Origin of the sequence: Kibdelosporangium banguiense, assembly GCF_017876405.1 — a bacterium.
Lineage (GTDB): Bacteria > Actinomycetota > Actinomycetes > Mycobacteriales > Pseudonocardiaceae > Kibdelosporangium > Kibdelosporangium banguiense.
Genome location: NZ_JAGINW010000001.1, coordinates 1079590 through 1095705 on the forward strand (window position 1 = coordinate 1079590; position 16116 = coordinate 1095705).

General features: G+C 67.6%; 16 protein-coding genes. 7 read left to right on the forward strand and 9 right to left on the reverse strand.

The features are described 5' to 3' along the window. Window positions 1-8: 8 nt before the first annotated feature. Genes JOF56_RS05060 through JOF56_RS05070 form a run of 3 tightly spaced genes read left to right on the forward strand, consistent with a single transcriptional unit; the run spans window position 9 to window position 6843 of the window. Window positions 9-1562 carry a DUF2397 domain-containing protein gene (locus JOF56_RS05060; protein WP_307854926.1) on the forward strand — a complete coding sequence of 518 codons (1554 nt, stop codon included), beginning with the start codon at window positions 9-11 and terminating at the stop codon, window positions 1560-1562. Next, window positions 1559-2782 carry a TIGR02678 family protein gene (locus JOF56_RS05065; protein ID WP_209635036.1) on the forward strand — a complete coding sequence of 408 codons (1224 nt, stop codon included), beginning with the start codon at window positions 1559-1561 and terminating at the stop codon, window positions 2780-2782. Before JOF56_RS05060 ends, JOF56_RS05065 begins: the two co-directional genes overlap by 4 nt. Continuing rightward, window positions 2779-6843 (forward strand): TIGR02680 family protein, encoded by a 4065-nt coding sequence (locus JOF56_RS05070; RefSeq protein WP_209635038.1) that lies wholly within the window; start codon window positions 2779-2781, stop codon window positions 6841-6843. The genes JOF56_RS05065 and JOF56_RS05070 overlap by 4 nt, the downstream gene beginning before the upstream one ends. Here the strand turns inward: JOF56_RS05070 and JOF56_RS05075 are convergent. Genes JOF56_RS05075 through JOF56_RS05085 form a run of 3 tightly spaced genes read right to left on the reverse strand, consistent with a single transcriptional unit; the run spans window position 6840 to window position 8507 of the window. After that, entirely contained in the window at window positions 6840-7343 is a 504-nt protein-coding gene (locus JOF56_RS05075) for a hypothetical protein (RefSeq protein WP_209635040.1), read from the reverse strand. The genes JOF56_RS05070 and JOF56_RS05075 overlap by 4 nt on opposite strands. 26 nt (window positions 7344-7369) lie before the next feature. Then, window positions 7370-7954 carry a hypothetical protein gene (locus JOF56_RS05080; RefSeq protein ID WP_209635042.1) on the reverse strand — a complete coding sequence of 195 codons (585 nt, stop codon included), beginning with the start codon at window positions 7952-7954 and terminating at the stop codon, window positions 7370-7372. A gap of 40 nt (window positions 7955-7994) precedes the next feature. Continuing rightward, window positions 7995-8507, reverse strand: a complete 513-nt coding sequence (locus tag JOF56_RS05085; RefSeq protein WP_209635044.1) for a PH domain-containing protein — start codon at window positions 8505-8507, stop codon at window positions 7995-7997. Between the two features lie 78 nt (window positions 8508-8585). Here JOF56_RS05085 and JOF56_RS05090 point away from each other — a divergent pair, with 78 nt between their 5' ends. Next, complete coding sequence (locus JOF56_RS05090) at window positions 8586-9065, forward strand: gluconokinase (protein WP_209635046.1); 480 nt, start codon at window positions 8586-8588, stop codon at window positions 9063-9065. Then, complete coding sequence (locus JOF56_RS05095; RefSeq protein ID WP_307854927.1) at window positions 9052-9429, forward strand: TIGR03668 family PPOX class F420-dependent oxidoreductase; 378 nt, start codon at window positions 9052-9054, stop codon at window positions 9427-9429. Before JOF56_RS05090 ends, JOF56_RS05095 begins: the two co-directional genes overlap by 14 nt. Here JOF56_RS05095 and JOF56_RS05100 read toward each other — a convergent pair. Together JOF56_RS05100 and JOF56_RS05105 are read right to left on the reverse strand one after the other, a co-directional pair. Then, window positions 9398-9589: a DUF397 domain-containing protein gene (locus JOF56_RS05100; RefSeq protein ID WP_209635050.1), complete on the reverse strand. Its 192-nt coding sequence runs from the start codon at window positions 9587-9589 to the stop codon at window positions 9398-9400. The genes JOF56_RS05095 and JOF56_RS05100 overlap by 32 nt on opposite strands. Window positions 9590-9593: 4 nt before the next feature. Continuing rightward, complete coding sequence (locus tag JOF56_RS05105) at window positions 9594-10406, reverse strand: helix-turn-helix domain-containing protein (protein WP_209635052.1); 813 nt, start codon at window positions 10404-10406, stop codon at window positions 9594-9596. 160 nt (window positions 10407-10566) lie between these two features. On the opposite strand from JOF56_RS05105, the gene JOF56_RS05110 reads away from it, so the two are divergent. Next, window positions 10567-10887: a hypothetical protein gene (locus JOF56_RS05110; RefSeq protein ID WP_209635054.1), complete on the forward strand. Its 321-nt coding sequence runs from the start codon at window positions 10567-10569 to the stop codon at window positions 10885-10887. Window positions 10888-10927: 40 nt separating this feature from the next. On the opposite strand, the gene JOF56_RS05115 is transcribed toward JOF56_RS05110, so the two are convergent. Continuing rightward, window positions 10928-11251, reverse strand: a complete 324-nt coding sequence (locus JOF56_RS05115) for a hypothetical protein (RefSeq protein ID WP_245378152.1) — start codon at window positions 11249-11251, stop codon at window positions 10928-10930. Between the two features lie 69 nt (window positions 11252-11320). Here JOF56_RS05115 and JOF56_RS05120 point away from each other — a divergent pair, with 69 nt between their 5' ends. Next, window positions 11321-12484 (forward strand): IS630 family transposase, encoded by a 1164-nt coding sequence (locus JOF56_RS05120; protein WP_245378153.1) that lies wholly within the window; start codon window positions 11321-11323, stop codon window positions 12482-12484. 31 nt (window positions 12485-12515) lie between these two features. Here the strand turns inward: JOF56_RS05120 and nudC are convergent, their stop codons facing one another. The 3 genes from nudC to JOF56_RS05135 are packed head-to-tail and all read right to left on the reverse strand — an operon-like array spanning window position 12516 to window position 16116. Beyond that, window positions 12516-13472: an NAD(+) diphosphatase gene (gene nudC / locus JOF56_RS05125; protein WP_209635058.1), complete on the reverse strand. Its 957-nt coding sequence runs from the start codon at window positions 13470-13472 to the stop codon at window positions 12516-12518. Next, a complete protein-coding gene (locus JOF56_RS05130) occupies window positions 13472-14836 on the reverse strand; it encodes a M16 family metallopeptidase (RefSeq protein ID WP_209635059.1) in 1365 nt (454 codons plus the stop codon). Before JOF56_RS05130 ends, nudC begins: the two co-directional genes overlap by 1 nt. Then, complete coding sequence (locus JOF56_RS05135; protein WP_209635061.1) at window positions 14833-16116, reverse strand: M16 family metallopeptidase; 1284 nt, start codon at window positions 16114-16116, stop codon at window positions 14833-14835. The genes JOF56_RS05130 and JOF56_RS05135 overlap by 4 nt, the downstream gene beginning before the upstream one ends.

Here is a 16116-nt window from a genome sequence, read left to right on the forward strand (position 1 = left end):
GGCGAGCCGTGAACCCCGAGCAGCAGGACCGTGCGGCCGACACTGCCGCGCGCTCGAACACCGACCGGCTCGGGCTGTACGCGTACCTGCAGGCCAGGGAGCACAAGGGCACGTATCTGGCGATCATGCGCCTGTTCACCGCGACCCTGCTGGCCGATCTTTCGGCCGGTGACGTGGCCGCGGCGCTCGCGTCGGCCGAGCGGGAGGGCACGGTCGAGCGCGGCGAGTCGCGCATCGAGAACGTGATCATCCGGCTCAAGCAGCTGGTCGAGTGGGGCAACCTGGTGCAGGGCCGGCGTGAGGTGGTCGCCGCCAGCATCGCGGAGTTCCAGCACGGCAGCGTCCGCTACCAGGTCAGCAAGCTCGCCGTCCGCGTCCAGCGTGACGTCGACGAACTGCTGCGGGTCCCCGAGGGCGCCCGCGAGGTCTCCCGCGAGCTGCTGCCTGCGATCGAGCGCGGCCTCAACCAGCTGGGTAAGTCGCTCGCGAACGCAGTGAGCCAGGAGCAGCGCGACGCCGAGTCCGCCGCAGCCACACGCGCGAAAGAGCTGCTGTCCGAGCAGGTCACGACCCTGTTCCTGCAGCACGCCGAACTGGCCGCCACGGTCCGGGACTTCTACGCCTACCTGGGCCAGGTCGTGACCAGGCACCACTTGGCGGCCGAGGAGATCTCCGGATTCCGCAACCTGCTCGTGGAGTACATCCAAAAAGTCGTCGAGGACGTGCTGCGGCAGACCCCGGCCATCGCCGAGCACCTGACCGGCCGTTTCGCCACAGCCCGTCCTGAGCTCCTACGCCTCCTCGGCCCGACGGACGGCCTAGGGCCTGCTGTCGAGCGCGCACGGGGCCGTAGCAGCGCGGACTGGCAGGAGCTGACTGACTGGTTCGTGGACCGTCCTGGGCGTCCATCGCAGGTCACTGTGTTGCGTGAGGCGACTGCGCGGGCGATCGGTTCGTTGCTCGCGAGCGTCAAGCGCGCGACCGCAGGCGGCGGGTTGTTGCCGGGTCGACGAGCGGAGTTGCTCAAGCTTGCGAAGTGGTTCGACGACGCCTCCCCCGCGGAATGCGCGGAGATGTACGCGGCCTCGTTCGGGTTGTACTCGTCACGGCACGTCCTGCCCGCGCCAGAACATGACTCGGACGACGAACGAACGCCGTGGAGCGAAGGCCCGGTCTGCGATGTGACCGTCAGCGTGCGCAGCCGTAGCGACCGTGGCGCACGCGGCCGGACGTCCCGGATCATGGACGACCCGATCACCGAACAGTCCTTGTTGGCCGAAGCACGCCTGGCAGACGAGCGCAGGGCCGCGGACGTCGCGGAACTCGCCGCCGCAGCGCCGAAACTCAACGAGGTCACGCTCTCCGCGGGCGCGCTCGGCGTCCTGTGTGAGCTGCTGACCATGGCGATGGCGCAGCGCGACAGTGCCAAGGACGCGGGCTCGGCCGAAGACCAGGTCCGGGGGCTGACTGTCCGGATCGAATACGCGGAAGGCGAGACGACCCAGGTGCGCTCCACCGGCGGCACGCTCACACTGCGGGACTCCCGGCTGGTGGTGAAATGAGAATCAGCGCAGCCGATCCGCTTGACGGCCTGGCGGACATCGACGCGGCGAACGTGGTCCGCTGTGCCCGGACGCTGCTGCGCCGGCCCTTGCTGCGGCTCGGCGGGCCCGACGGCGAACTGCTTCCGTTGGTGTACCGGCATCGTGTGGTGCTCGGCGAGATGTTCACCGCGCTGCTGGGCTATCGCCTTGTGGTGGAACGGAAGTTCGCGCGGCTGTACAAGTCCGGGCCGGGCCGGGACTCGACCCGGGGCGTGCCGGAGCTGTCCCCACGGGGATACGCCTACCTGGCGTTGACCATGGGCGCGCTGACCGGGACCGGACGGCAGGTCCTGCTGTCGCGGCTGGTCTCCGACGTTCGCTCGGCCGCGGTCGAGGCCGGGATCGACGTCGTGGACACGATCTCCGACCGCCGCGCGCTGACCGCCGCGTTGCGGCACCTCGTCTCGCTGGGTGTGCTGACCGAGACCGAGGGCTCGGTCGCGTCGGCGAGCCAGGACGCGCCGGCCGAGGCGTTGATCACAATCGAGACCGACCTGCTCGGCCAGTTGCTCGCCGGACCGGTCGCCGACGCGCCGGACGGACCGTCGCTGGTGAGCCTCGCGGCCCGGACCGCACCCCGCCGGGTCGACTTCCAGGTCCGCCGCAAACTCGTCGAGTCGCCCGTGGTGCTGTACGCGGAGCTGGCCGACGACGAGCGGGAATGGCTGCTGCGCAACCAGAGGCGCGAGTCGTACCTGCTGGAGCGGTGCTTCGGGCTGTTCACCGAGACGCGGCTGGAGGGCATCCTCGCGGCCGATCCGGAGGAGTACCTGTCCGACGTGATGTTCCCGGGTACCAGTACAGTCGCCAGAATCGGATTGCTCGCGCTGCCGGACCTGTTGGCACAGGACGAAGAAGAGTCCGAAGTCGACAGTGCGGGACGCCGGCCGGTCACTGCCGGAACGGTGCTGGCGGTGTGCGAGCGGCTGGTGGCTGACTACCCGGCGGCCTGGTCCCGGGCGGCCGCCGAGGACCTGGACGGGATTGTCGCGGAGGTGCTGGCCCTGTTCGTCCATATGGGACTTGCGGTACCAGATGGCGAGCGTTGGTGGCTGTCGCCGGCCGCGGCCCGCTGGTGGCCCGAGCCGGACGGCGACCCGGAGCGGGAGGTCGCCGAGGTACCGGCCGCGCCCGAGGTGCCGGGGTGGTCACTGTTCGACGAGGAGGGCGGCGCATGACGGATCGCTGGCGGTTGCACCGGGGCGGGATCGTCAACGTCTGGCAGTACGCCGAACAGACCTTCGACTTCTCCGGTGGGCGCGCGATCTTCCAGGGCACCAACGGTTCCGGCAAGTCCCGGACGCTGGAGCTGCTGCTGCCGCTGTGCCTGGACGGCGATCTGCGCCAGCTGGGCTCCAAGGGGTTCGACACCGTGTCGATCCGGCGGCTGATGCTCGACGACTACGACGGCGGCCCGAACCGGATCGGGTACGCGTGGGTGGAGCTGCGGCGTGGGTCCGGCGACCAGGAACACACGCTGACCTGCGGACTTGGCGTGAAGGCGTCCAAGACCTCGCAGCAGATCTCCGACTCGTGGCGGTTCATCACGCCCTCCCGGGTGGGGTTCGACTTCCAGCTCGTGGGCGCCGACCGGGTGCCGCTGGGCTCCGCGCAGTTGCGTGAAGTGCTTGGCGCGGACTGTGTTCTGGAGGAGCCGGCGTTCCGCGCGAAGATCGCCGAGACCGTCTACGGCGTGCCCGCCGGGCGGTACGGCGACCTGCTGCACCTGCAGCGCACGCTGCGTAACCCGGACGTCGGCCTGAAGGTGCTCGAAGGCCAGCTCGAGCAGATCCTGTCCGACGCGTTGCCCCCGTTGGACGCGGCCATGATCGAACAGCTGGCGACGTCGTTCGACGACCTGGAGTCGATCCGGGAGAACATCACCCGGCTCGGCACGGCCGACAAGGCCCTGCGGACGTTCCTGAAGACGTACTCCGACTACGCGTTGGCAGGCCTGCGTTCGGGCGCCGACCGGCTGCGGGCCAGCGAGGACAACGTCAAGAAGCTTGGCTCCCAGGCCAAACGGCTGACCGGCGAGCTGGAACGCGCCCGCGCGGACCGAGCCGAGGCCGAGCGGGCCGAGGCGGAGCTGGAAGGCGGCGAGCAGCAGGCCGAGGAGACGATCGGCGCGCTCAAGGAGCTGCCCGCGTTCCGTGACCTGCAAGACCTGCAGAGCCGCGAGAAGCTCGTCGCGGCATCGCGGTCGGCGGCTTCGGCGGCGTTGGACGTGGCCGCCAAGCAACGTGTGGCCGAGGACGCCACGGTCGACGGCGTGGTCCGGTTGCTCCGCCGGCTGGCGCAGGACCTCGACTCCGCCGGAGAGTTCGGCGAGTCGCTGCGAACCGCCTTGCAGGCAACGGGTTTGGACCCGTCACTGGTCCCGGCCCTGCCGCGGATGGCCGAGCACGACGGCGAGACGATCACCGAGCGGGTTCGGGCCAAACCCGATCCGGAAGCCGAGCCGTTGCCGATCGAGCGCAAGGTCCCGCCGCCGGTCGCGGGCGACGAGTTGCTCACCGCGCTGACCGAGGCCGCCGAGCGGGCCGGGCGCGCGGCCAAGGAAGCCCGGCAGCGCAGTGCTTTGACGCTCGCCCTGCACCAACAGGCTGTGGAGCAAGAGAAGCAGGAGCAGCGGGTCGAGACGCTGCGGTCGTCGGCCCGGGCCGCCCAGCTGGAGGCGACCGAGACGGCCGGGCGGCGCAACCAGGCCAATCAGGAGCTGATCACCGAGTCGGACGTCTGGCTCGAACAGGTCCGGGTGTGGCGCGAGGCCGGGCCGCTGGCGAGCGCGAGCCCGGAGCGGCCGTTGCAGCTGCCCTCCATTGAGGACTTGTGCGCCAACCCGGCCGAGGCCCGTTCGTTGGCCACGGCCGCCCGCCAGTGGACCGCGCCGCTCGTGCAGACAGCCCGGGACGCGGCGCATTCGGCGGCACAGCGCAGGACTGAGACACGGGACGCGATCGCCGAACGCGACGCCGAGCTTGCGGCTTTGCGCGCAGGCAAGGAACGTGCTCCGATTTCCCCGGACCGGGACGCGGCGACCGGCGCTGCCTTCTACCGTCTGGTGGACTTCCGGCCGGATCTGCCGGACGCCGACCGGGCCGGGATCGAGTCCGCGTTGGAGGCTTCGCGGCTGCTCAACGCGTGGGTCACGCCTGAGGGTGCCGTGCCGGATCTCCCGGACGTGCTGGCCAGCCCAGGCGCTTGCGTCGACGGCCCGACTCTGGCTGATGTGCTTGTCGCCGTTGAGGTTCCGGACAGTCCTGTTCCGGCTTCGCGCGTGGACGCTCTGCTGCGTGGCATCGGCCTAGGCTCTGGTGACGCCAGCATGACGTTGTCTGTGGACGGTCACTGGCGTGCTGGTTCGTTGCACGGCCTGTGGTCCAAGCCTGCCGCGGAGTTCGTCGGCGCGGGCGCGCGGGCGGCTGGACGGCAGCGCCGGATCGCCGAGTTGGAAGAGGAACTGGCCACGCTGCGGACCTCGCTGGCAGCAGCCGAGGAGCAGCAGCGTTCGGCGAATGACGTTGTCGCCGAATGGGAACGGCACCTGGAGAAGTTCCCCGGCGACGAGGAACTGATCGCCAAGCACACACGGATGCGCACCGAGCAGGAAGCAACAGAGCGCGCCAACAAGCACGCCCAGCAACTGCGCGAAGAGCACGACCAGATGCAGACCCGCTGGCAGGCCACAACCGCGGACCTGATCCGTCAAGCTGGTGACGCCGGACTGTCCGTGCGCTCCGAAGACCTCCGACAGGCGCAGCAGTCCGCAGCGGAGGCATTGGGCGCGGCCGAGCGCCTCGCGGAGGCTCTACGGCAGCGATGCCGTGGCACCGTTGAGGATCTGGTCGACGCGACGCACCGCTACCACACCGCCGTCGCCGACCGCACCACCGCAGAAGCCGAGGCAGACCAGCGCTGTGCGGAGTACGCAGCCCAAGCGGGCACGCTTTCCGAGCTGACCGGCGCGGTGGGTGGTGAGGCCAAGGAGATCGCTTCCCGGCTCGCCGAGCTGGAGTCGTCCCGCAAACGCATGCGCGTCGAGATGAAGGACGTGCGCGAGAAGATCACCGAGTTGCGTGAGCAGGCAGCGAAGCTGGACGCGCTGCTCGGCACCGCAACCGAGCAACTGGCCTCCTCAGAGGAAGTCCAGGCTGCCGCCTACTCGCACTTCTCGCAGGTCGTCTCGGCTCCCGGTGTGCTGCCCGCAGCCCTGCCCGAACTGGAGGAGACGGATCTCGCTTCGGTCCGGGCAGCGGTTGTCGCGGCTTCGGACCGTAAGACCGCAGGCGAAACCGCGGTGATCACCAAGCTTCAGGACCTGCAGACAGCCTTGGCCGGCGGCTACGACATCGCCGCCGCGGAACACGCCGGCCTGCTGACCGTGAGCGTCGCCGGCGAAGAGGGCGGGCGGCCGGTCGCCCTGGCCGCCAAGCAGGTGTCCACGAAACTGGCGGAGCAGCGCGGTTTCCTGGACGAGCAGTACCAGCGAATCTTCGCGGACTACCTGATCCGCGACCTCGCGGAGTGGCTGCGCGGCCAGATCACCGTGGCCGAAGATCTGGCCCGCCGGATGAACGAGGTCCTCGGCCAGGCCCAGTCCAGCCAGGGCGTGCACGTCCAGCTGGAGTGGAAGCCTTCCGCCGCACTGGACGACGAAACGCGCCAGGCATTGTCTCTGGTCCGGATGCCGTACGGCGAAAGGACTTCGGCGCAGGACGCAACTCTGCGCCGAGTCTTCACCGAGCGCATCGAAGCCGAACGGGACACCCATTCCAGCGGCTACGCGGAAATCCTCTCCCGCGCCCTGGACTACCGCTCCTGGCACGCCTTCACCGTCCGCGTCGCCGACACAGGACCGGACGGCGGCCAACGCGTCAGGCGGCTCCGCCAACTGTCCTCAGGCGAGACACGGCTCGTGTCGTACGTAACGCTTTTCGCTGCCGCAGCAGCGTTCTACGACGCCGTCAGCAGCACATCCGACGACTTCAGCCCCCTGCGCCTGGTACTGCTGGACGAAGCCTTCGAACGCCTGGACGACCCGACCATCGCCCGCATGCTCGGCCTCCTGGTCGACCTCGACATGGACTGGGTCATCACCTGGCCCAGCGGCTGGGGCGTCTCCGACAAAATCCCCCGCATGCACATCTACGACGTCCTCCGCCCCCGCAACGGCCGCGGCGTCGCCTGCACCCAGACAACATGGGACGGAGCCGCCATGGACCGCATCGACCCCTAGCCGACTTGTGTATGGCGTGCGTGTAGCTTGCGGAGCTCTTCGTAGGCCTGCGAGAACCGCGATGGGGGCAGGATGTTCATGTGTTCCTCGTTGCTGGCTGGGCCGTCGAGGCCGTCGAGCTTCCGTTCGCGGAACCAGAGCATGGTGTGGCGGGCACGGCCGTCCTTGAGGACCAGCCAGGCTGCCATGACCGTTGGTGAGCCGCGTAGCGGAGCGACTCTGGACGGCCGGACCTCGAAGTGGTCGATGTCGGCCCAGCGGACTGTGCTTGTGCCGAATTCCCAACGGTTTCGTACGCCGTGATCGCTGACGAAACAGCCGCATGTGCGCATCCGGAGGGCTAGGGCGCTGAACGCCACCGCGAAGGCCAGCGTCGCAGGATGCGCCTGTTCACTGAGCACCGGACTCCACTCGGTCAGCAAGCCCACCAGTAGCAGCCCGGCGATACTGGCACCGATCAACGCGAATGTGGTGCACCCGTTGATGATCTTGCTGTTCACCGCGAGATGTCTCCATCTGTTCCCGGTCATGATTGCCCCCAGGTCTTTTGTGCGGCGCGGAGTTCGCGGAGTGCGTGCTGGACGGCTTTGTCTGTGAGGCCGATGCCGACTTCCTCGCCGGCTGCGAATGCGGGGCCGGCGACGACATCGCCGAGTTTGGTCATGCCCTTCGCGGGCAGGAACGAGGTTTTGTCGCGGAACACCAGGCTGGTCTGGAGTGCCGAGGAGTCCCTGAGCAGGATCCAGACCGCGTGGGCTCGGAGCATTCCCGCGTATGAACTGCCCAGGCCTTTGATCATGGGGCGGGTCTCGAATCGTTTCACGTTCGCCCACGGGATGGTCTGTGTTCGCAATATCGAGCGGTTGCGCACGCCGATGTCGCTGACGAACACGCCGATCCGACTCATCCGGAACGCGAAGGTCGTCCACGCGGCAAGGAACAGCACCACCAAAAGCACAGCGGGCCACCCTGGCTGCAGGTGGCCCCTGATGATGATGCCCCGGATCACCAGGAACAGCACGCCCAAGGTCGCGGCGGCCCCTACCGCCGTGAACACCAACGGGGCCACGACCTGGACGGGAGTCCCGCCAACGCGCCGCCATTTGAACATGCCCACAGCATCCCCCTCAGCAAGCGGGCAGAACCAGTGGCTATGTCGGTTTGCTCGCGGCTGTGCGAGAGCGGGTGAGCGCGCCCTGCAGCTGCGTGAGGATGTCCTGGGTTTGGAGGTCGGTCAGGAACACACCACGTGTTGTGGGCAGTGACTCCGAGTAATGTACTGATGTTTCGGCTTCGGTGCCGTCGGCCAGACGGATCCAGATCGAGTAGCCGCCCAGGACTTTCATGGCGGCCTTCGGCTTGAGGCGGAACTCCTGGATCGCCGACCACGACCAGGTCTTTGTCCGCAGGAAACCGCGCTGGCGCACGCCTTCCTTGCTGACGTAGAGGTCCATCCGGAAGAGCTGCACCAAGGCAGCTGTGCCTGCCAGGATCAGCAGGACGGCCAGCAACTGGCCGAATTCGAACTCCGCACCACCGGCCAGGGCCTTCACCACTCCGGTCACGACGCCCAGCGCGAACACCGCTGCCAGCACCGCAAGACCCCCGGTGACCGCCATCGCACCCCATCGCGGCGCGACGCGCCGCCACTTCAGAGTGAGCAATCATTCTCCCGACTGATCGGCTTTTACGCACATTGTAGTGAAATCCCGGTGTGATCGGTGGGCATCTACTCTTGGCCCATGGTCATCGTGGTGATGGGCGTGTCCGGATCAGGCAAGACGACGGTCGGGCAGGCATTGGCGGCACGGCTCGGCGTGGACTACGCCGAGGCGGACGAGTTCCACCCGCCGGAGAACATCGCGAGGATGTCCTCGGGCACTCCCCTGAACGACGACGACCGCCGGCCGTGGCTGAACGCGATCGCCGCGTGGATCGGGAACCATCCGCAAGGTGGCGTGGTGACGTGCTCGGCGCTGAAGCGCAAGTACCGGGACGTCCTCGCCCGCGGCGGCGACGTCTTCTTCCTGCACCTGGACGGCACGCGGGAGCTGATCGCGGGCAGGCTGGCCGAGCGTAAGGGCCACTTCATGCCGCCCGCATTGCTGGACTCGCAGTTCGCAGACCTCGAACCGCTACACGAGGACGAGCGCGGCGCCGTGATCAGCATCGATGCCACGCCGGAAGAACTCACCGAAGCCGCAATCCGTGCAACTCGATGAAGCCAGAGTCGCCAGGCTGGCCACGGTCGACGAGACCGGCCGGCCACACATAGTCCCGGTCACGTTCGCCCACCGCGACGGAGTAATCGTCATCGCCGTCGATCACAAGCCGAAGTCCACCCGGAATCTCAAGCGGCTGCGCAACATCCGGGTCAATGCGCAGGTCTCGGTGCTGGTCGACCACTACGACGAGGACTGGTCGCGGCTGTGGTGGATCCGCGCGGACGGAACCGCACGGATCACCGAGAACACAGACACCCAGGCCTGGTTGATCGAGAAATACCCGCAGTACCAGGAAAATCCGCCCGAAGGCCCGTTCATCCTGATCACCGTCACCCGTGAAACCCGCTGGTCATCCTCGTGAGGAACTGAGCCCAGGAACCAGACGGGACAACCAGGTATCCGTCTTCAGGCGCCTTGCTGTCGCGCACAAGCACATCAGCAGGCATTGCTACCTCAACACAGTTGGCAGAGTTCGCCGAGTAGCTGGATGTCCGCCACTCCAGCGGATCGAGGCTGGACATGCGCTCAACTCCTATGCTCCACAACCTTCTTCTTCAAGATCGACACCGACTGGTGGAAATCCAGGGCGTTGGCCGTCAACTGAGTCCACGCACCCTGATAAGCCTCGACGTCGCTCTGTTCTTCAAGGTAGAGACCACCGGTCAATGTGTCGAGAAACGCAAATGTTGCACCATCTCGGAGATGGTAGAGCGTGAACGGGAGACCCATGGCGAAGTGCCCAGGCAGAGACAACGGCAGCACCTGAACTGTGGCAACACGGTCTTCGACCAAATGCACGATGTGCTCGAGTTGAGCAGCCATGACCTCGCCTCCGCCGACCGGGGGAATCAGCGCCGCCTCCCCGATCACAGCCCACACCCGGGTCCCGGCCTTGCGCGCCTGAGCCTGTCGCTCCAGCCTGACATCAACACGCTGCATGAGCACATCCACGTCAATGGTCGGATTAGTCAGGCGCATCAACGCCTCGGCGTACTCACGCGTTTGGTACAGGCCAGTGATCACATCGATGGTGAACACTTGACAGGTCACCGCGTCCGCTTCCAGCTCGAACAAGTCCGCGAGTTTCGGATTGAGGTCCGCTGAGTACTCGTGCCACCAGCCGCGCTTCCGGCTCTGCCGCGCCAGGTCGGCTAGTGCGTTGGTGATGTGCTTTTCCACGCCGTACGCCTCGCACAACGCGATGACGGTGTCGCCCGTGATGCCCGTCAGCGCGTTCTCGGTGCGAGAGACCTTGCTCTTGTCGAACCCGATTGCCTCAGCCGCTTGCTCGAGCGTGAAGCCCGCTTGCTGACGAAGCTGGAACAAGGCGTTGGCCACTCGCCGGCGCCTCAGCGACGGAACGTTCACCACGGCAACCCCAATCGGGTGATAACAACACTGACAGCATCGCAAGCGTTGCAAACTCGCACTCGTGTTGCCAGTCTAGACCTCAACACACCGTGGGAACGCAGCAACACACCGTCACTTGGAGATCGCCTTGTCCAACATGACCGAACAGTCCACTGTCGACCAGAACGCCGAACCCGAGCCGTTCCCCACCGACGCGGAGTTCACCCAACTGGTGTCGGAGATGGTCACGGACGAGGCGCCTCGCGTGTTCGCGATCGTGCTGGAGTACGGCGAGCATGCCGACGCCGAAATCGTCGCCTGGGGCATGGCACTCGACGATGGCGCATACGTGATCACCACCGACAGCGTGAACCAGTATCTACTCGCCGCACCCGAAAACGCCCTGAACTACCTGCGCGGCGGACCCGGCACCACTCCCCATCTCGTATGGGCCGCTCAGAAATCCTAAGTGGTCGGTTTCGGAAGTCCTTCGGGGGTTGGTCGGGTAGTCAGGTGGGGTCACCAAGGTAGAGACCGCAGGCGCAGTCGAGTGCTTCTTCGGGGCTGCCGATGGGAAGTCCGCTGGGCAGGATCTGGTCCTCGTAGCGGTCGCTGCTGGCCAGGTAGAGCCCGAAGCCCCAGTGGTGGGCTGATCCGCCGTAGCGCAGCCGGATCAGCGGTTGGGTGGTTCCGTCGTCCAGGTGGGCTGTCGCGTAGGCGAACTGGCCGCGGTAGCGCACATCCAGGTCGGTGATCTGCGGCCACCGCGCCCGGGCGTGTGTGACGAGCCGGTAGTGCAGGGAGTGTTTGGTGGACTCGGGCGGGGTGGCCATGACCGTCATCGTGCCGCACTGGCAGGGTGACCGCCGTTGATGGCGGTTGATCATGTATGTGGGGTGGCGATGCCGGTTGTGGTGGCGTGTCTGGTGCGGGTGACCGGTGCCGTGCGTCGGGAGCTGATCCGGCGGGCCCGGGGCCAGAAGACTGCGTATCGGGACAAGATCCGCGCGCAGATCGTGCTGCGGGCCGCCGACCGGCAGACCAACACGCAGATCGCGGCCGCGCTCGGGGTGAGTGTGGACACCGTGCGCACCTGGCGGGGCCGGTTTGCCGAGCACGGCCTGGCCGGGTTGCGGGATCGGCCTCGCTCGGGGCGGCCGTCGCGGTTCAGCGCGGTGCACCGCGCGCAGGTCACCGCGCTGGCGTGCCAACTGCCCGCCCAGGCCGGCGCGCCGTTGGCCCGGTGGTCGTGCCCGGAACTGGCCCGCGAAGCCGTCGCCCAGGGCGTCACCGACGCGATCTCAGCGGCCACGGTGCGCCGGTGGCTGGCGCGGGATGCGATCAAGCCCTGGCAGTACCGATCCTGGTTGTTTCCCCGTGACCCGGACTTCGCCACCAAGGCTGAGCGGGTGCTGGACTTGTATGAACGTCGTTGGCAGGGCAGGAAACTCCGGCCGGATGAGTATGTGATCTCCAGTGATGAGAAGACCTCGATCCAGGCCCGGTGCCGCTGCCATCCGAGCCTGCCACCGGGCCGGGCGCGGATGATGCGGGTCAACCATGAGTATGAGCGAGGTGGGGCGCTGGCTTATCTGGCTGCCTACGACGTGCATCAGGCTCGGGTGTTCGGCCGGTGCGCGCCGGCTACGGGGATCGTGCCGTTCATGGCGTTGGTGGAGCAGGTCATGACCAGCGAGCCGTATGTCTCGGCCAAGCGGGTGTTCTGGGTGGTGGACAACGGATCCTCCCATCGCGGCAAAGCCGCGATCGATCGGTTGGCCCGCCGGTTTCCCAACGCGGTCATGGTACACACGCCGGTGCATGCCTCATGGTTAAACCAGGTGGAGATCTATTTTTCGGTGGTGCAACGCAAGGTGGTGTCTCCCAACGACTTCACCGACCTGGCCGAGGTCGAGCAACGACTGACCGACTTCGAGAAACGCTACAACGCGACCGCGAAACCGTTCCGGTGGACCTTCACCCGCGATGACCTCCACGATCTGCTCGCTCGCATCAGCCAACACGAACAACAGGCGGTCACCGTCGAGCTCCCCGCTGCCGCATGATCAACCTACGAGGAACTTCCGAAACCGACCACTAAGCTGCCCACGATTCGAGCATGCGACGGGCGATCGAGGTCGGGCCGGGCAGGCCCAGCCAGTGCTCGGCGCCTGAGGCCTCGGCGGCGAGCGCCTCCTGCACGACTTCGCGCGTAACCCAGTGGGCCTCTTCGATCTCGCCGTCAGCCAGTTTCAAGGGCTGGTCGACGTCGGCGCTGGCGGCGAAGCCCAGCATCAAGGATCTTGGGAACGGCCATGGCTGGCTGCCGAGGTAACGGATGTCGCTGACATCCACCCCGACTTCCTCGCAGATCTCGCGTGCCACGCAGGCCTCCAGGGACTCCCCCGCCTCCACGAAGCCGGCCAGCACGGAGTAGCGGCCTTTGGGCCAGATCGGTTGGCGGGCAAGCAGAACCTGGGAGCCGTTCACGCCGTCGCGGTCGTGGACAAGGCAGATCACAGCGGGGTCGGTCCGCGGATATTCCTCACGGCCGCAGCCTGTGCAGTGTGTTGCCCAGCCTGACTTGACCGGCTGCACGACTGAACCGCACTTGGCGCAGAATTTGCCGCGGGAGTGCCAACTGGCCAGCGCCACCGCGGTGGTGAACAGACCGGCGGAGGTGGCGTCCAGGAAGGAACCGGCACCGCGCAGGTCGAGCCATTGCTCGCCGTCGTTTTCGCCGATTTCCTGCCAGGAACGCCAGTCGATCACGGCGGGCGGGGACTCGGATTTGATCCGCACCGCCCAGTAGCCGACGCCTTTCTCCTCACCGAGGAGGAAGGCGCCGGCAGGTGGCTCGGCGCCGGCGGCCGGGCGGTGGGCGAGGACCGTTCCGCCTGCCCTGATCGGGGTACGGCCGTATTGGTCCACCTCGATGACACGGCCGTTCTGCCACAGCTCGGCCTGGCGCTTGGTGTCCTCCCGGAGCCCTTCTTCCCGCTCCACTGTGGAGCGGGAGAGCACCGGGAGGTTGTCCAGCTGGAACGCGTTCACTACTGCTTCACGCCACCCAGGACGCTCAGCGACGGCAGCTGGGCCGGGTCGCCGACGATCACGCCGGTCCACCGGGCCGGGGCGAAGAAGTCCAGCGCCGCCTCGGCGATCTGTTCCGCCGTAACGGCCTGCAGCCTGCCCGGGTGGGCCACCAGCCAGTCCACGCCCAGGCCCTGCGCGGCCAGCCCGATCAGCTGGGACGCCAGTCCGCCCTGGGACGCGGTCGCGGTCAGCAACTGCCCGATCGCGTACTGCCGGACAGTGTCCACTTCGGTCTCGGAAGGCGGTGAGAGGAAGATCCGGCCGAGCTCGTAGCGGGTTTCCAACAGTGCGCTGGCGGTGACGTCGCTGGCCGTGTCCATGTCGATCAGCAGGGTCGCGCCGCCCGGCGTGAACTCCAGGTAGGACCGGGCGTGGTACGTGTATCCCTTGTCCTCACGGACGTTCTCGACCAGCCGTGAGGAGAAGAAGCCGCCGAATGCCAGGTTCGCCAGCTGCAGCGCGGCGTACCTCGGGTCGGTCCGCGTGATCGCCTCTGCCGTGAGCCGCAGCTGCGACTGCACAGCGCCCGCACGCGGCACGAACAGCAAGTCCCCGCCGTCGACTGCAGGCAGCGAGGGGAGTTCCAGCGCGGAGCCGGAGCCGGTCCAACTGCCCAGCGCGGCTTCCAGCCGGGCCACGCCGTCGTCCAGGTCCACGTCACCGACCAGGACGGCCACGGAACCCTGCGGCAGCACGGAAGCCTGGTGCAACGCACGGACCTCGTCCGCGCTCACCTGGGCGACGTCCTCCGCCTCGGGCATCTCGCGGGTTGCCGGGTGGTCGCCGTACCGGTGCTTTTGCAGCGCCTGACGGGCGATCACGTTCGGCTGAGACTTCGCCATCGCGATCCGCTCGACCAAGCGCGCCTTCTCGCGGAGCACCTCGTCGTCGGCGTAGGAGGCCCCTGTCAACGCGTCGGTCAACACGTCGAGCAATGTGTCGAGGCCGCTGGCCAGCGAGTTGCCGCCGATGCTCAACCGCTCCGGGTCGACCGACGCGTCCAGCTCGCCGCCGACCAGGGCCAGGTCCGTGTCGATAGCGACCCGGTCACGCCGCGCGGTCCCGGAGAACATCGTGGACGCGAGCACCTCGGCCCGTGCCGCGTGCATCGGATCGGTTCCGGCGAACGGAATCCGCAGCCGCAGCTCGACCAGCGGCACGGCCGACTGCCGGACCACGATGACCCGCAGGCCGTTCGACAACGTTGTGTCCACAGTGGACAAACCAGTCGCGGCGCGCTGCTCGCCCAGTGGCGGCAACGGGCGCGGGCCTAGCTCGGTACGGCCGATCTCCTCGGCAGACCGGTGTGTCTGGACGCTCACTCGGCACCTCCGGCCGGGGTCACCTGCAGGACGGCACGGGAGTCCGGGCGCAGCAGTTTCGCCGCACCGGCCACGTCCTGAGGCGTGACGGCCGCGAATCGTTCGGGTAGTTGGTAGATCAACGCCGGGTCACCGTAGAGCAGCTGGAACGAGCCGAGCGCGAGCGTCCGGCTGACCACGCGGTCGTGTTCCTTGTGCAGGCTGGACACCCAGCGAGTGGTCACCTTCGCCAGTTCCTGCTCGGTCGGTGGCGTCGCGGCGAGCAGCTCAAGCTCCTCGTCGACCGCGCTGAGGATGCGGTCGGCGGAGACCTCGGGCGAGTACATCGCGGTCACGCTGAAGGTGTCCGGGTCACGCGCCTCGAACGGGCCGAAGAGACCGGCACCCGCGTTGATGTCGGTGACCAGGGCTTCCTTGTGCACGAGCCGCTGCTGCAGCCGGGAGCCGTCGCCCTCGGTGAGCACCGACGCGAGCACGAGGTGCGCCAGGTAGGCGTCCAGCTCGTTGATCGGGTCCGGCATGCGGTAGCCGAGCGCAAGCGCAGGCAGCGGGGCGTGCGGGTCGACGTGTTCGCCGCGCAGCTCGCTCTGGGGCGGCGGCTCGGCGAACGACGGGCGCTGCGGCGTCGCCCGCGCGGGCACGTCGCCGAAGTGCTTCTCGACCAGTGAGCGGGCGTGGTCGACCGTGAAGTCGCCGGCCACAGTCAGCACAGCGTTGCCAGGCGCGTAGTACGTGTCGAAGAAGGCCGCGCAGTCGTCCAGGCTGGCCTGCTCCAGGTCGGTGAAGTCGCCGTAGCCGTTGTGCGCGTTCGGGAACGTCTGATACAGCACCGGCGGCAGCAGAATCCACGGGAATCCGCCGTACGGCCGGTTCAGCACGTTGAGCCGGATCTCCTCCTTGACCACGTCGATCTGGTTGCGGAGGTTCTCCTGCGTCAGCTTGGGCGCGCGCATCCGGTCGGCTTCGAGGAACAACGCACGCTCGAGCGCCGCGGACGGGAGCACCTCGAAGTAGTCGGTGTAGTCCGGGTGGGTCGAGCCGTTGAACGTGCCGCCGGAGGACTGCACGTGACGGAAATGCGCCAGCTTCTCCAGGCTCTCACTGCCCTGGAACATCAAGTGCTCGAACAGGTGGGCGAAGCCGGTGCGGCCCTCCGGTTCGGATCGGAAGCCCACGTCGTAGTGCACGCTGACGCCGACGACCGGTGATGTGGTGTCCGGCGCGAGCACCACACGCAAACCGTTGGGAAGGGTGAAGGTGTGCAGGTCGGGTGCAGCCAT

Coding starts and splice junctions, on each gene's coding strand:
- JOF56_RS05090 (WP_209635046.1), top strand. CDS start 8,586: ATGGTCATCGTGGTGATGGGCGTGTCCGGATCAGGCAAGACGACGGTC.
- JOF56_RS05070 (WP_209635038.1), top strand. CDS start 2,779: ATGACGGATCGCTGGCGGTTGCACCGGGGCGGGATCGTCAACGTCTGG.
- JOF56_RS05120 (WP_245378153.1), top strand. CDS start 11,321: ATGCCGGTTGTGGTGGCGTGTCTGGTGCGGGTGACCGGTGCCGTGCGT.
- JOF56_RS05065 (WP_209635036.1), top strand. CDS start 1,559: ATGAGAATCAGCGCAGCCGATCCGCTTGACGGCCTGGCGGACATCGAC.
- JOF56_RS05135 (WP_209635061.1), bottom strand. CDS start 16,116: ATGGCTGCACCCGACCTGCACACCTTCACCCTTCCCAACGGTTTGCGT.
- JOF56_RS05080 (WP_209635042.1), bottom strand. CDS start 7,954: ATGTTCAAATGGCGGCGCGTTGGCGGGACTCCCGTCCAGGTCGTGGCC.
- JOF56_RS05100 (WP_209635050.1), bottom strand. CDS start 9,589: ATGTCCAGCCTCGATCCGCTGGAGTGGCGGACATCCAGCTACTCGGCG.
- JOF56_RS05115 (WP_245378152.1), bottom strand. CDS start 11,251: ATGGCCACCCCGCCCGAGTCCACCAAACACTCCCTGCACTACCGGCTC.